This is a genomic window from Pseudomonas sp. LjRoot71 (genome assembly GCF_964253255.1).
GTDB lineage: Bacteria > Pseudomonadota > Gammaproteobacteria > Pseudomonadales > Pseudomonadaceae > Aquipseudomonas.
In genome coordinates this window covers 2925313-2940903 of sequence record NZ_CAXURA020000001.1, presented here as the reverse complement: position 1 = coordinate 2940903, position 15591 = coordinate 2925313, and the positions used below count along the sequence as shown (strand labels likewise).

Genomic DNA, 15591 nt, shown 5'->3' with positions numbered 1-15591 from the left:
GACTCGGAATGCTCATGTACAAAAGTACACTCCGCTTCCTCGCCGTTTTTTGCCTTGCAGGACTCTAGCTCGCGAGAGCTTAAAATCAGGCTCTAAAAGAAAAGGCCCCGCAATGCGGGGCCTTTTCTTTCGTAGGAGCGGACTTGCCCGCGATCAAGACGACAGGTACGACGAACGGGTCAGCCCCAGACGTAGCGCATCAAGGAACTGAGTGCGCTCACGCGGGCTGATCTTGGCGCTGGCGACCTTGTCGCGGTAGTGGGTCATCAACTCCTCCGGCGACAGGTGCACGTAGCGCAGCATGTCCTCAATGGTGTCGTGGGTCTCGATACCGGCGTGGTACACGCTGCCATCGGCGTTCTGGTAGATGTTCACCGAGTCGGTGTCGCCGAACAGGTTGTGCATATCACCCAAGATCTCTTGATAAGCGCCGACCAGGAAGATACCCAGCAGGTAGTCCTCGCCCTCGCGCACCTCGTGCACTGGTAGGCTGGTCTCAATCGACTGCTCATCAACGTACTGGCGGATCTTGCCGTCGGAGTCACAGGTCAGGTCCTGCAGCACGGCGCGGCGCAGCGGTTCTTCGTCGAGGCGGTTGAGCGGCAGAATCGGCAACACCTGACCAATGGCCCAAGTGTCCGGCAGGCTCTGGAACACCGAGAAGTTGCAGATGTACTTATCGGCCAGCTTGTCGTTCAACTCATCGAGCACCTGACGGTGCGAGCGCTGACGGGCTTTGAGCGAGTTGTGCAAACGGCGGCATACGGCAAAGTAGCACTGCTCGGCCAGGGCCTTTTCGGTCAGGCTGAGTTTGCCGTCGGCGTACTGAGTGGCCACGTCGCTCATATAGTGGGTGGCGCGCCAGTAGGTCTCGGTGACCATCTCGATATCGGTCGGCCCAAGCAGCTCGACCAGGTAACGCACGGTTTCCGGCAGGCTGGTGACATCCTCGATACGCGGAATCTCGTCGTTGTGTTTTTCCACGTCGGTAACCTGCACCACCAGCATGGCGTGGTGCGCGGTCAGCGAGCGACCGCTTTCCGAGAAGATGTGCGGATGCGGCAACTCCTGCGCGTCGCAGAACTCCTTGAGCATGCCGACCACCACGCCGGCATAGTCGTCCATGTCGTAGTTGATCGAGCTGGCATTACGTGAGTGGGTGCCGTCGTAATCCACGCCCAGGCCGCCGCCGACGTCGATATGGTCGACCGGCAGGCCCAGGCCACGCAGCTCGCCGTAATAACGAATGGCTTCCTTGAAACCGTGTTGGTAGTCAGACAGGTTGGCGATCTGCGAGCCCATGTGGAAATGCAGCAGGCGAATGCCCTGGTCCAGCCCTGCGGCACGGAAGCGCTCGACTACCGACAGCAGCTGCGCCGCCGACAGGCCAAACTTGGACTTCTCGCCGCCGGTATCTGCCCACTTGCTCGAGGCCAGCGACGACAGGCGCACACGCAGGCCGACCTGCGGTGCCACCTTGAGTTCGGCGGCCTCCTCGATCACCAGCTGCACTTCGGATTCTTTCTCGATGACGATGAAGACGTTGTGACCGAGCTTCTGCCCCATCAGCGCCAGCTTGATGAACTCGCGGTCCTTGTAACCGTTGCAGACGATGGTGCCGCCTTTCGGGGCCAGCGCCAGCACCGCCATCAGCTCCGGCTTGGAGCCGGCTTCCAGGCCAATGGAGACGTTCTGCGTGGCGATGATGTTTTCCACCACCGCTTCCTGCTGGTTGACCTTGATCGGGTACAGCGCGGTGTAGCGGCTCTGGTACTCCAGGCGCGCAATGTTGGCGTCGAACGCACCGGTCAGCTGCCGTACGCGGTCTTGCAGAATGTCCGGGAAACGCACCAGCAAGGGCAGCGACAGACCGCTGGAACGCAGCTCATCGATCTGCTCATAGAGATCGATCGGCGTACTTTGTGGACCATTCGGGCGCACCTCGACACGGCCCTTGTCATTGATCGCGAAATAACCCGCGCCCCAATGGCGAATGCCATAGACACTGCGGCTGTCCGCTACGGTCCACTGGCTGCCGTCATCTTTGCGTGTGCGTCGTGCAGACATCGAAGTCTCCCTTGCTGGCGTTGGTGGCCTTGGCAGTGCCAAGACGCTTACAGATTAAAGTCTGGAAATGACGATTACTCAGCTGTGACCGGTGGTCCGCCGAGTAAGTTTAGAAAAGACGGGATCAGCCGCCGGACTTCTTGGCTTTGAAGCCTTGCTTGATCAGTTCGGCCAGCAGCAGCTCGACGTGATCACCCTGAATCTCGATCACCCCGTCCTTGAGCGAGCCACCACAGCCGCAGCGCTTTTTCAGCACGCTGGCGAGGTCTTTCAGGGGTTCTTCGGCCAGGGGTACACCGCTGATGGTGGTCACCGTCTTGCCGCCACGACCCTTGGTCTCACGGCGCACGCGGGCGATGCCATCACCTTCGGGGATCAGGGGCTGTTTGCAGGTGCAGGCGTCCACCGGCTGGCTGCAGTCCGGGCAATGCCGACCACTGTCAGTGGAATACACCAGGCCGCCGAGAGCGGCAAATGAAGAGGCTTTCTTGACCACCGGCTTTTCCTCTTGGGCTGGTCAGGATAGCGACTGGCTGACGGCTGTCAGCCGCGAAGCCCCACTCAGGCAGGGGCAGCGCACCCTGGCGATACACGGCCAGGGCTTGAAGGCGGCGCAGTGTAACGGCAAAAAGCGCAGCTGCTAAGTGTAAAAATGCGCCATTAATCGGCGGATTAGCGACGCCGTGCGGGATGCCGAACGAAACGTCCAAATATCCTGCACAAAGCCAGGGCCAGCGCGGGGTTTGGCGAGATCGAGAGGCTAGCGAATGGCGGCCAGATAGCGTTCCAGGGCGGCCAACGAATCGGGGCAATACGGCAGGTGCTGAGTCTCGGCCAGCGCTTGCTCAATGGAGATAAAGCGCGCCTCCAACACTTCTTCCGGCTGCAAGCGCAGCGGCGCATCGGACACCGCTGAATAAGCCATGCACCACAGGCGGCTTTCCGGCGCGTCATAGAGGAAATGCGCGTGCTCGATCAGCGGCACATCTTCGATACCCAACTCTTCAGCCAGCTCGCGGGCGGCGGATTCGGCGTAGCTCTCGCCCTCGAGCACCATGCCGCCAGCGGACACATCCCAATAACCGGGATACAACGCTTTGCTCAGGGTACGCCGGTGTACACAGAGCTGGCCGGCGCTGTTGAATAGCAGGATATAAGTGCCTCGGCCAATCAGCTGCCGCTCGCGCAGCTCACTGCGCAATACACCACCCAGCGGCCGATCCTGCTCATCGACCCAGGCGATGCGCTCGGCATCCGAGGCGGCGCGGTGCGCCACCTCGGCTTCGGACCAGGCCACGGCTCAACCCTGCGACAGCAGCTGGCGCAGGTCGATCAAACCGGCATTGGCGCGGGAAATGTAGTTGGCCATCACCAGCGAGTGGTTGGCCAGCAGGCCATAACCGCTGCCGTTGAGCACCATCGGGCTCCACAGGGTTTCCTGCGCAGCTTCCAGCTCGCGGATGATCTGCCGCACGCTGACGGTGGCATTCTTCTTCGCCAATACATCGGCGAAATCCACCTCAATGGCACGCAGCAGATGCGCCAGCGCCCAGGCCTGGCCACGCGCCTCGTAGAACACGTTATCGATCTGCAGCCACGGCGTTTCGTAGTTCACCCCTTCGACAAAATCCGGCTGCGCCACGCCTTCGCCCGGCGCAGGATCAACCACTGCCGTATTCAGGCGCACCTGGCCAACGCTGGCAGACAGGCGCTGCGACAGCGAACCCAGGCGGGTGGCGGCGTCACCCAGCCAGTTATTCAGGTTGTCGGCACGGGTGTAGAACTGGGCATTGCCCTGGGTCGGGTCACTCAGGCGCGCCAGGTAACGGTCCAGCGATTTGATGCCTTCAGCGTATTCGGCTTCCGAGGCCGGCAGCGCCCAGCTCTTATTGTCGAAGTGGAAACGCGGCTCGGCTTTGGCCAGATCCGGGTCCTCGGTGGACTGCGACTGCGAACGGGTGAAGTCCTTGCGCAGCGCGCGGGACATGTCACGCACCTGCACCAGCACGCCAAACTCCCAACTCGGCATGTTGTCGAGCCACAAGCCCGGCGGCGCTAGATCGTTGGACAGATAGCCGCCCGGCTTGTCGAGCAGCGTACCGGCCACCTGTTTGAGGGTTTCCACGGTGGTGTAACCGTTGACCAGCTTGCGCCCATTCAACTCGGCACTGGTCTCGGCACGCTGCTGCACAGAGAACTGCGCAGGCTCCTGACTCCAGTACCAGCCCACCACCAGGGCCACCAACAGATAAAGCCCCAGCAGGCCGGCAAAGCTACGCACGGCCAGGCGGCCGGCGGATGGGCTCGATGACGTATTGGCGGTGCCTGCCGCGCCATCACGCGCTTCGGCCGTTCGATTCTTCCAATCCAACATGGCGTTGTCCTTTTTGACCCAAGTAGCAAGCTCGCCACCGTACTGCACAAATCGGGGCTGCTCGTTCGACCACAACCTGCGCGCAGGGTTGCGCAACTGCCTTGCACTATAAGGGATGCACAGCCCGCAGCGCAGCGGCAAACAGCAAACTTAGCGCCGGTTGAGTGAATGCGAATAACTGTGAACACATAGACAGAAGGCCGACGCCAATAGATCGACGGTGCTCGCAAAAAAAAATCCCAGTGTTAGGATTGCTAGCACTAAGCCATCACCTGCTGGCATACGCCGCACTTACTGAACTCAGGCCATGACCGAGCAAGAAGACCCCAGCCGCGACCGCCTCAAGCAACACTTCGCCCAACGCGTGATCAATCAGGCGCGCCAGGTGCTGGAAGTCTGGCAACGCCTGCAGCGCAGCGAATGGAGCGAAGCCGGCATGAGCGAGCTGCGCGAGGCCGCACAGTTGCTGCAACGCTATGCCGAGCGCTTCGACCAGGCCGAACACAGTCAGCTGGCCCAGGAAATCGACAACTGCCTGCAACTGGTGGCCGACAACCGGGGGCGCCTCAACAGCGAGCTGATCAGCCAGCTCAACCAGTTGCTGCAACGCCTGTCACGCACCGGCCTGCGCCATGGCGACCGCTTCGAGCAAACCATCCTGCCGCCGCTACGCAAACCGGTCTACCTGGCCCTGCAACACCTGGAGCGTGCCGAACAGCTGGTGCAGCGCCTAGAGTTCTTTGGCATGAACGCCATTGCCCTGGACAGCGCCAATGCCTTCCGTAACGCGATCCTTGAGCGCCACCCGGCGGCGATCATTATGGAAGTCGACTTCTCCGGCCCCGGTTGTGGCCTGCAACTGGCGCAGAGCGTTCAGGAAGGTCTGGAGCACAAAATTCCGCTGCTGTTCTTCAGCCCCGAAGACACCGACACCATGACCCGCCTGGCCGCCGTGCGCGCCGGTGGTCGCGAATTTTTCACCGGCAGCCTCGACGCATCGAACCTGTTCGAGCGCATCGAAGTGCTGACCAACGTTTCCCAGTACGAGCCCTACAAGGTGCTGATTGTCGATGATTCACGGGCTCAGGCCACGCACACCGAGCGCGTGCTGAACAGCGCCGGCATCGTTACCCGCACCCTGATCGAGCCGATCCAGGCCATGAGCCATCTGGCCGATTTCCAGCCGGATCTGATCATCCTCGACATGTATATGCCCGAGTGCAACGGCCCGGAACTGGCCCAGGTGATCCGCCACAACGACCGCTATGTCAGCGTGCCGATCATTTACCTGTCCGCCGAAGACGACCTGGACAAGCAACTCGACGCGATGAGCGAGGGCGGCGACGACTTCCTCACCAAACCGATCAAGCCGCGCCATCTGATCGCCACCGTACGCAACCGTGCAGCGCGCGCGCGCAGCCTCAAGGCGCGCATGGTGCGTGACAGCCTGACCGGTCTGTACAACCACACCCACACCCTGCAACTGCTTGAGGATGCGCGCTTCCGCGCCGAGCGCGACGGCCAGCCGCTGAGCTTTGCGATGATCGATATCGACTTCTTCAAGAAGGTCAACGACACCTACGGCCACCCCATGGGCGACCGGGTGATCAAGAGCCTGGCACTGTTCCTAAAGCAGCGTCTGCGCAAGAGCGATCATATCGGCCGTTACGGCGGCGAAGAATTTGCGGTGGTCATGCCCGATACCGACGCCGAATCGGCGCGCCGCGTACTGGATGACATCCGCCAGCGTTTCGCGGAAATCCAGTTCTCCGCGCAACCCCACGACCTCTCCTGCACCTTCAGCTGCGGCATCGCCCAGCTGGCCCCGCAGCTCGATAGCAAGCTGCTCTCGCAGCAGGCCGACCTGGCGCTCTATGTGGCCAAGCACGGCGGACGTAATCAGGTTGCCATCTACCAAGGCGACTGAGCCTGACGCGGCCACCTGGCCGCGCCATCCGTCCGCCCATCGACGGAGAACTGTGACGCAGTCGGCGGCGTCATATTACGGTCACGAAAAAGCAATAAATTCTGAGGCTTAGCAGCCGCCCTGACGCATCCGTCGCGGCTGGAACCGTTCGCTGTCGGTCGAGCCCCATGCGCCTGAAATCCCTTACCAACCTCAACACCCTGCTGCTGGTCACCGTCTGTGTGGCCCTGGCCGTCACACTCTGGTGGTCGCAGCGCGCCCTGGAGCGCCCCTACCTGCTGATGGCGCGCTACCTGAGCCTGTCGCAGCAGTTCCAGGGCGATGTGGCACAGAACATCAGCGCCTACCTGGAAAGCGGCGACGCCTTGCGTCATAGCGCCGCCCTGCAAGCACTGGGCAACCTTGAGCACGCGCTGGATGAACTGCCCGCCCAGTTGGCCAGCGACCTGCGCCCCAGCCTGGCCGCACTCAGCGCGTTCAGTGCCAATGAGCTGCTGGCCGCCGGCAAGCTCTCCGCCGACCCGCAAGGCCTGCTCTTGCAAGCCGAGCGAGAAATCGACGCCACCCTTGAGCAACTGGCGCAATACGCTGATAGCAGCGAGGCCAGCGCCGCGGCCAGCTATCGGCGCCCGCTGTTCAACGCCGCGCGCCACCTGACGCGCCTGGCGCATGCCCGCGACAAGCTGGTACGCAGTGGCCGCAGCGAGCTGGCCAGTGAAGTTGAACGTGAGCTGGCTGCCCTTGGCAAACAGGTTCAGACGCTCAGCGAACTTCCTCTACTCGGCGTAGCCGACGCTAACCCGACACCCGGCAACGCTTTTGCCGATTTGCTGGGCCTGGATGCCAGCAGCGAGAACAGCCAGGCTGAAGACCGTGGCATTGCCCTCAAACGCGCCTTGAGCAGCCTGACCAGCCGCTACCCGGCCGAACTGCAACGCACCCGCAGTCTGATCGAACAGCGCAGTGCACTGGCCAGCAGCACACGCACGCAGATCGACCAGGTGCAGCAGGCGCTGGCAGCGCTGGAGCCCCTGGTACGCGCCGAGCACGGACGCATCCAGGGTGAAGTGCAGCTGATCCTCGGCCTGATGATCGGCCTGATCTTGTTGATCGCACTGATCATCGACACCATCCAGCGGCGCCTCACCCGCGTGCTTGAGCGCCTGGTTCCAGCCCTATCCGCCTGGGCCGCCGGCGACTTCGCCGATGACATCCATCTCAACTCACGCACCCGCGAACTGCGCGATATCGAGGAGTCGCTGAACCGCCTGCGTGCCTATCTGGTGGACCTGGTCGGCACCATTCGCCAGCATGCCGAACAGGTGGTTGGCTCCAGCCGCACCCTGGCCGAACTCAGCGGCGGTTTGCACAACGGCGCAGAGCGCCAGGCCGGCGATACTGCGCAGATTCGCGATGCACTCGGCGAGTTGCAGGCCACTATCCAACAAGTAGCCGGCGATGCCAGCCAGGCCGCCGACGCCAGTCGCGATGCCAACCGCGCCCTGGAACAGGGCCAACAGGTGATCGGACACAGCCTGACCGGCCTGCATGCACTGGTTGATGAGGTGCAAGGCAACGCCCAGGCCATCGAGCGCCTGGCCGAGGAAACCGCGACCATCGGCAATGTACTGACGGTGATTCGCGGCATCGCCGAACAGACCAATCTGCTCGCGCTGAATGCCGCTATCGAAGCCGCGCGGGCCGGCGAACTGGGCCGCGGTTTTGCCGTGGTTGCCGATGAAGTGCGCTCGCTGTCGCAACGCACCAGCGGTGCCACCGCGCAGATTCAAGAGTTGATCGGCCGCCTGCAGCAGGCCGCGCTGCAATCGGTGCAGGCCATGCGCAACCAGGTTGAACATGCCGAAACCACAGCAAGTCAGGCGCAAGCGGCTGACGGGGCGCTGGATGAAATCGTCGCGGCAATCCGCACCATCGCCAGCATGGCCGAGCGCATCGCCGATGCCACCGCCCAGCAGAGCGGCGCAGTCAGCGAAATTCGCGGGCATAGCGAGCGCATCCACAGCCTTGGCAGCGACAACCTGCAACGCATCGGCGAGGGCCGCCAACAAGGTGAACATTTGCAGCAATTGGGTGGCCAGTTGCATACGGCGGTGCAGGCCTTTCGCGTCTGAACACACCTGGGCGCGGCAATCTGCCGCGCGCCATCCGGCCGTTCGACAAGACCGTTTACAGGCTGGGGCATGCGCGGGGCTACACGCCTCCGCTATGATGCGGCGACTCCCGCTTCGCGAGCCTGCCATGCACCGTTTTCTCAGTCTGCTTCTGCTTCTCGTCGTCCTGCCGGCCAGTGCCGGCCTGTTCGACAAGCCGCCCGTGCCCGCACAACTGGGTGCGCCACTGAACAACAGCGCCGATTTCCTGCCGGTGCGCGAGGCGTTCAAGCTGAGTCTGATCAGCAGTTCCAGTGAGTCGGTGAAACTGCGCTTTGTCGCTGCTGAGGGTTACTACCTCTATAAGCACCGCTTCGGTTTTAGCAGCGAGCCGGCCGCTATAAACCAGGGCCAGGCCGTGCTGCCGGCCGGCAAGGCCAAGCATGATGAGTACTTCGGCGATGTCGAGGTGTATTACGAGGTGCTGGATGTCGAGGTGCCGGTCAACAACCCGGACAATCGCCCCTTCTCCCTCAGCGTCAGCTACCAGGGCTGCGCCGACAAAGGCCTGTGCTACCCCCCAGAGACCGAAGTACTGGCGATTGGCGGCGGCGCAAGTGCTGGCAATCCTGCAACCGATGCAGCCCAGCCGTGGAGCTGGACGGACCTGGCGCTGTTCTTCCTCGGCGGCCTGGCACTGACCTTCACCCCCTGCGTACTGCCGATGCTGCCGATCCTCACCGGCGTGGTACTGCGCGGCCAGCCGGGCGGCATGCGCAGCCTGCTGCTGTCGCTGGCCTACGTGCTGCCGATGGCCCTGAGCTTTGCCATCCTTGGCGCACTGATGGGCCTGTTCGGCGCCGAACTCAACTTGCAGGCACGCTTGCAATCGCCCTGGGTGTTGGTGCCGTTTGCGATCTTCTTCGCGCTGTTCGGCGCGGCCAGCCTGGGCTTTCTTGAACTACGCCTGCCGGCAGCAATCGACGGCCGACTACAGCGCCTGAGCCAACGCCTACACGGCGGCACGATTTTCAGCGCGGCAGCGCTGGGCGTACTCTCCAGCGTACTGGTATCGCCCTGCGTATCCGCGCCGCTGGCCGGCGCGCTGCTGTATATCAGCGCTAGCGGCGATGCCTTGGGCGGCGGTCTCAAACTGCTGGCCCTAGGCCTGGGTATGGGCGCGCCGCTGGTGCTGTTTGCCGTCGGTGGCGGTGCATTGCTGCCGAAATCTGGCCCCTGGATGCTCACCGTGCGCAATCTGTTCGGCGCACTGCTGATGGCCGTGGCCATCTGGCTGCTCGAGCGCGTTGTACCCGGCCCAATCAGCCTGGCGTTGTGGGGTTTGCTGGCCGCAGGCATCGCACTGTGGCTCGGCGTACTGGAACTGACGCCGAAGACCCATCACCAGAAACTCGCGCAACTGCTCGGCCTGCCCCTGCTGGTCTACGCACTGGTGGCCTGGGTTGGCGCACTGCAGGGCCAGGACGACCCGCTACGGCCACTCGGCCGCATGGTCAGCAGCGCCGAAGCCACTCAGGTGCAATCCGGTCAGTGGCAAACCATCAGTACACCCGCCGAGCTGGATGCAGCCTTGCTCACGGCACAAAACAACGGCAAACCGCTGCTGCTCGACTGGTATGCCGACTGGTGCATCAGCTGCAAAGTAATCGAACGTGAAGTGCTCAGCGCACCGCAAGTCGGCCGCCAACTGGGTGACTATCAACTGGTGCGTTTCGACATCACCGAAAGCACCCCCGCCCAGCGCGCCCTGCTCGACCGCTACCAGCTGTTCGGCCCACCGGCCATCCTGCTATTCGACGCCAAAGGTGACGAATGGCTGGATTTGCGTGTCGTAGGCGAGGTGGATGCGGCGACCTTTGCTGCCCGCCTGAGCACGGCTCGGGAACGCTTTTAACGCCCTGAGTCATATATCTGCCGCAATCTGCGGTCATCGTGTCGACTATTGCTGAGAACTGGACAGCCCCACGCTGTCGCGGCATAGTCCTGCGCAGTAGAAAAACAAGGAAGCACCGCCATGGCGACCCTACTGGTATTGCACGGCCCCAACCTCAACCTGCTCGGCACCCGTGAGCCGGGCACCTACGGCGCCACAACCCTGGAGCAGATCAACCTCGACTTGGAGCGCCGGGCACGCGAAGCAGGCCACCACCTGCTGTACCTGCAGAGCAATGCCGAATACGAGCTGATTGACCGTATTCACGCCGCAAAAGGCGAAGGTGTCGACTTTATCCTGATCAATCCTGCCGCTTTTACTCATACCAGCGTCGCATTACGTGACGCATTGCTGGCAGTGAGCATCCCATTCATCGAAGTGCATTTGTCCAACGTGCACAAACGCGAAGCTTTCCGCCATCACTCCTACTTTTCCGATGTAGCGGTGGGAGTGATCTGCGGCCTTGGCGCCAGCGGTTACCGACTGGCCCTGGAGGCTGCACTCGAACAACTTGAACTTAAGCGTCCCTGACCTCACCGGGAGTTGAACCACTATGGATATTCGTAAAGTCAAAAAACTGATCGAGCTGCTGGAAGAATCCGGTATCGACGAGCTGGAGATTCGCGAAGGCGAAGAGTCCGTGCGCATCAGCCGCCACAGCAAGCAACCGGCCTTTATGCAACAGCCGGTGTATGCCCAGGCCCCTGCCCCGACAGCTGCGCCAGTGGCTGCCGCCCCGGTAGCTGCCGAAGCTGCCGCACCGGCTGCTGCCAAACTGAATGGCACCGTGGTGCGTTCGCCGATGGTCGGCACCTTCTACCGCGCTTCAGGCCCAACTGCGGCCAACTTCGTCGAAGTCGGGCAGAGCGTGAAGAAAGGCGACATTCTCTGCATCGTTGAAGCGATGAAGATGATGAACCATATCGAGGCCGAAACCAGCGGCGTGATCGAATCCATCCTGGGCGAGAACGGCCAGCCGGTGGAATACGATCAACCTCTGTTCACCATCGTTTGATCCGCGGAGAGCCTGCGATGTTGGAAAAAGTTCTGATCGCCAACCGCGGCGAGATTGCCCTGCGCGTCTTGCGCGCCTGTAAAGAGCTGGGCATCAAGACCGTCGCGGTGCATTCCACCGCTGACCGCGAACTGATGCACTTGGGCCTGGCCGACGAGTCGGTGTGCATCGGCCCGGCCTCGGGCGCGCTGTCCTACCTGAATATTCCGGCGATCATCAGCGCCGCTGAAGTCACTGGCGCCACCGCCATTCACCCCGGCTACGGCTTCCTCGCGGAAAACGCCGACTTCGCCGAACAGGTGGAAAACTCCGGCTTCGCCTTTATCGGCCCGAAAGCCGAGACCATCCGCCTGATGGGCGACAAAGTCTCAGCCAAGGACGCCATGAAGCGCGCCGGTGTACCGGTAGTGCCTGGTTCCGACGGCCCACTGCCGGAAGACGAAGAAACCGCCCTGCAGATTGCCCGCGAAGTCGGTTACCCGGTGATCATCAAAGCCGCTGGCGGCGGCGGTGGTCGCGGCATGCGCGTGGTGTACAAGGAAGAAGACCTGATCAAATCGGCCAGGCTGACCCGCAGCGAAGCCGGTTCGGTGTTCGGCAACCCGATGGTCTATCTGGAGAAGTTCCTCGGCAACCCACGCCACGTGGAAGTCCAGGTCATCTCCGACGGCCAGGGCAACGCCATCCACCTGGGTGACCGCGACTGCTCGCTGCAACGCCGCCACCAGAAGGTGCTGGAAGAAGCGCCAGCTCCGGGCATCGATGAAAAAGCCCGCGCCGAAGTGCTGCAACGCTGCGTCGATGCCTGTATCGAAATCGGTTATCGCGGCGCCGGCACCTTCGAGTTCCTCTACGAAGACGGCCGTTTCTACTTTATCGAGATGAACACCCGCGTGCAGGTTGAGCACCCGGTTTCGGAAATGGTCACCGGCATCGACATCGTCAAGGAGATGCTCAGCATCGCCGCTGGCAACAAACTGTCGTTCAAGCAGAGTGACGTGGTGATTCGCGGTCACTCGCTGGAGTGCCGGATCAACGCCGAAGACCCGGACAACTTCATGCCCTGCCCTGGTAAGGTCAAGCACTTCCACGCGCCAGGCGGTAACGGCGTGCGGATGGACTCGCACCTGTACAGCGGCTACAGCGTGCCACCGCACTACGACTCGCTGATCGGCAAGATCATCACCTACGGCGCAACCCGCGACGAGGCCATGGCCCGTATGCGCAATGCCCTGGATGAGATCGTGGTCGACGGCATCAAGACCAACGTGCCGCTGCACCGCATGCTGGTTCGTGACAAGGGCTTCTGCAAAGGCGGCGTGAATATCCATTACCTGGAGAAAAAACTGGGTATGGATAAGCACTAAGCCCAATGACCTGCTGCGCGTCGGCCCCTCTCGATAAAAGAAGGGGGCGTTAAAAACGCCCGAGGAATGCTCATTTACAGACGTAAACTCCGCTTCCTCGGCGCTTTGACCAGCCAAAGGCTGTTACTACGTAGCGCCTTGTACCGCTCTAGCTCGCGAGGCCATAGCTGAAATGCTAAACAAGGGCTGCCATTCGGCAGCCCTTGTCGTTTCTGCCGACCGCAAGCGGTGGCAGCCGCCCCACCGCTTCAAGTAAGCTGCGCGCCAATTTGCAGCGTCCCGCCACAGTGTTCACGAGGTTCCCCCATGCCCTGGTTACAAGTTCGTCTCGCCATCACCCCGGAGCAGGCGGAAACCTACGAAGATGCACTGCTGGAAGTCGGCGCCGTCTCGGTGACCTTTATGGACGCCGAAGACCAGCCGATTTTCGAGCCAGACCTGGGCACCACGCCGCTGTGGTCACACACCCATCTGCTCGCCCTGTTTGAAGCCGACACCCCGGCTGACGCAGTATTCGCTCACCTGCAACTGCTCACCGGCGCCGAATTGCCGGAACATCAAGCTGAAGTGATCGCAGACCAGGACTGGGAACGCAGCTGGATGGACGGATTCCAGCCCATGCGTTTCGGCCAACGCCTGTGGATCGTGCCGAGCTGGCACGCCGCCCCGGAACCGGAGGCAGTCAACCTGCTGCTCGATCCGGGCCTGGCCTTCGGCACCGGCACCCACCCAACCACCGCGCTGTGCCTGGAGTGGCTGGACGGCCAGCCGCTGGACGACTGCAGCGTGATCGATTTCGGCTGCGGCTCGGGGATTCTGGCGATCGCCGCCCTGCTGCTCGGCGCACCGACTGCACGCGGCACCGATATTGACCCACAAGCCCTGGAAGCCTCCCGCGACAACGCCGGGCGCAACGGTATCGACCCATCGCGCTTCCCAGTCTTCCTGCCGGCCGATATGCCACAGGAGCAGGCCGACGTAGTGGTAGCCAATATCCTCGCCGGCCCGCTGGTGGCGTTGGCGGCGCAGATCACCGCCTTGGTCAAACCGGGCGGCCGCCTGGCCCTGTCGGGGATTCTGGCCGAACAGGCTGACGAGGTGCGCGCCGCTTACAACGATGCCTTTATCCTCGACCCGACCGCCGTTAAAGACGGCTGGGTACGCATCAGCGGCGTACGCCGCTAACCGGCCACCGCGCACAGCTGCTGCATTAGCGAGCACTTGCGTTAGACTAGCCGCCTTGTTCAACCGGACCGCCGCATGACCCAGAGCTTCGTCACCCAGTGCCCCCATTGCCGCACCAGCTTTCGCGTGAACCTCACGCAGCTGGGTGCCGCCCATGGTGCCGTGCGCTGCGGAGCCTGCCTGCACGTGTTCAATGCCGCACAGCAGTTGCGCGAGCAAGGCCAGGCGCTGCCGCCCCCCGCGACGCCAATCGCAACGCCAACGCCGGCACCACAGCCGAGCAAACCGCCCGTGCCGTCCGCGCCGCGCCCGGTTATGCCCAGCGCCGCCCCCGCAATACCGGCCGCGCCCACCAGCAGTAAAGCCAGCGATACCCTGTGGATTCATGACGACCTGGACCTCGACAGCCTTGACCTGGATGAGGAGCTAGCCAAGCTCGAAGCCCAAGAGCAGCAACTGTCGAAACAATTTCTGGCGATTGATAACGCGCCCAAATACAGCGAAACCTTCCTCGCCCCGGAGCCGGTCGAGCACGACCCGCTCGACGAGCGCTGGGCCGAAGCCCTGTTGCAGGACGAACAACCCAAGCCCACTGCCAGCCTGGCCCTGCAGGGCGAGCGCACGAGCAACCCGACGCCGACAGCAGCACGCGCGCCCAGCCCGACCGAGCCGGCTGTCGCCGTGCCAGAGACTTTTTCGCTGTCCGCCACAGAACAGCCATTCAGCCTCAACGCCACCGACCGCCGCGCTGCGCCGCCGGAACCCGAGATTGAGCACATCGAGCTGCATGCCGAGCGCAAACCGTTCAGCGCACTACGTGACGATGACGACGAGACACCTCCAGTTGCTACGAAGAAAATCCCACGCAGCGAACCCGAGCTGCGCGACGAACACCTCTTCGAACTGGATGACGAGCCCCTGCAACTGGCCTGGCAGCAACCACAAAAGCCCTGGGGCCGCTGGATCGGCTGGGGCCTGCTGAACCTGCTGGGTGCCGCGGCCCTCGCCGGGCAGTACGTGATGTATCACTTCGATGAACTGGCCCGCCAGGATCAGTACCGCCCCTGGTTCGAACAACTCTGCCCGACCATCGGCTGCCAGCTGCCCTCCAAAGTCGATATTGCACAGATCAAGAGCAGCAACCTGGTGGTGCGCAGCCATCCGGAATTCAGCGGCGCCCTGGTGGTTGATGCCATCCTCTACAACCGCGCGGCGTTCTCCCAGCCCTTCCCGCTGCTGGAAATGCGCTTCGCCGACATCAACGGCCAACTGCTCGCCAGCCGCCGCTTCAAACCCAGCGAATACCTCGCCGGCGAGCTGGCAGGCAACGCGGAAATGCCGCCGCAGACGCCCATTCACATCTCCCTGGACATCCTCGACCCCGGCACCCAGGCGGTGAACTACAGCCTCAGCTTCCACTCGCCGGAATAGCCTGTACGCGGCGGATTGCTTGAAAATCCGCCACAACCAAACCCTTCGCGATAAGCCCGCAGCTGTTCAGAATTTGTTCAAAACAGCCTTTCTCCGGTCATCCAGAGCGGGTATCATGCCCACCCTTTTTCGCACTCTCCTATTTGTTCAACAGCAGGTC

At 62.5% G+C, this 15591-nt stretch carries 11 protein-coding genes and 1 pseudogene; 8 read left to right on the top strand and 4 right to left on the bottom strand.

What is annotated here, in order from left to right:
* Positions 1-153 precede the first annotated feature (153 nt).
* The 4 genes from speA to ACSQ17_RS13805 all read right to left on the bottom strand — a co-directional run bounded on the left by speA (position 154) and on the right by ACSQ17_RS13805 (position 4441).
* A complete protein-coding gene (speA, locus tag ACSQ17_RS13820; protein ID WP_436069268.1) occupies positions 154-2067 on the bottom strand; it encodes an arginine decarboxylase in 1914 nt (637 codons plus the stop codon).
* A 124-nt stretch (positions 2068-2191) separates the two neighbouring features.
* Complete coding sequence (locus ACSQ17_RS13815) at positions 2192-2563, bottom strand: translation initiation factor Sui1 (protein WP_436069267.1); 372 nt, start codon at positions 2561-2563, stop codon at positions 2192-2194.
* A gap of 264 nt (positions 2564-2827) precedes the next feature.
* Positions 2828-3364: an NUDIX hydrolase gene (locus ACSQ17_RS13810; protein WP_436069266.1), complete on the bottom strand. Its 537-nt coding sequence runs from the start codon at positions 3362-3364 to the stop codon at positions 2828-2830.
* Positions 3365-3367: 3 nt separating this feature from the next.
* Positions 3368-4441, bottom strand: coding sequence for a DUF2333 family protein (locus ACSQ17_RS13805; protein ID WP_436069265.1), 1074 nt, complete (start codon positions 4439-4441; stop codon positions 3368-3370).
* A 307-nt stretch (positions 4442-4748) separates the two neighbouring features.
* Here ACSQ17_RS13805 and ACSQ17_RS13800 point away from each other — a divergent pair, with 307 nt between their 5' ends.
* The 8 genes and pseudogenes from ACSQ17_RS13800 to ACSQ17_RS13765 all read left to right on the top strand — a co-directional run bounded on the left by ACSQ17_RS13800 (position 4749) and on the right by ACSQ17_RS13765 (position 15431).
* The gene (locus tag ACSQ17_RS13800) at positions 4749-6368 is read left to right on the top strand and encodes a diguanylate cyclase (protein ID WP_436069264.1); all 1620 of its coding nucleotides are present in this window, start codon (positions 4749-4751) and stop codon (positions 6366-6368) included.
* Between the two features lie 1616 nt (positions 6369-7984).
* Positions 7985-8500, top strand: a pseudogene (locus tag ACSQ17_RS13795) (methyl-accepting chemotaxis protein); the annotation flags it as partial.
* A 127-nt stretch (positions 8501-8627) separates the two neighbouring features.
* Positions 8628-10394: a protein-disulfide reductase DsbD gene (locus ACSQ17_RS13790; RefSeq protein WP_436069263.1), complete on the top strand. Its 1767-nt coding sequence runs from the start codon at positions 8628-8630 to the stop codon at positions 10392-10394.
* 120 nt (positions 10395-10514) lie between these two features.
* Positions 10515-10964, top strand: coding sequence for a type II 3-dehydroquinate dehydratase (gene aroQ / locus ACSQ17_RS13785; RefSeq protein ID WP_160013077.1), 450 nt, complete (start codon positions 10515-10517; stop codon positions 10962-10964).
* A gap of 22 nt (positions 10965-10986) precedes the next feature.
* Positions 10987-11448, top strand: coding sequence for an acetyl-CoA carboxylase biotin carboxyl carrier protein (accB, locus tag ACSQ17_RS13780; protein ID WP_436069262.1), 462 nt, complete (start codon positions 10987-10989; stop codon positions 11446-11448).
* Between the two features lie 17 nt (positions 11449-11465).
* Positions 11466-12815, top strand: a complete 1350-nt coding sequence (accC, locus tag ACSQ17_RS13775) for an acetyl-CoA carboxylase biotin carboxylase subunit (protein ID WP_436069261.1) — start codon at positions 11466-11468, stop codon at positions 12813-12815.
* 306 nt (positions 12816-13121) lie between these two features.
* A complete protein-coding gene (prmA, locus tag ACSQ17_RS13770; protein WP_436069260.1) occupies positions 13122-14000 on the top strand; it encodes a 50S ribosomal protein L11 methyltransferase in 879 nt (292 codons plus the stop codon).
* A gap of 75 nt (positions 14001-14075) precedes the next feature.
* Positions 14076-15431, top strand: a complete 1356-nt coding sequence (locus tag ACSQ17_RS13765) for a DUF3426 domain-containing protein (RefSeq protein ID WP_436069259.1) — start codon at positions 14076-14078, stop codon at positions 15429-15431.
* Positions 15432-15591: the final 160 nt, after the last annotated feature.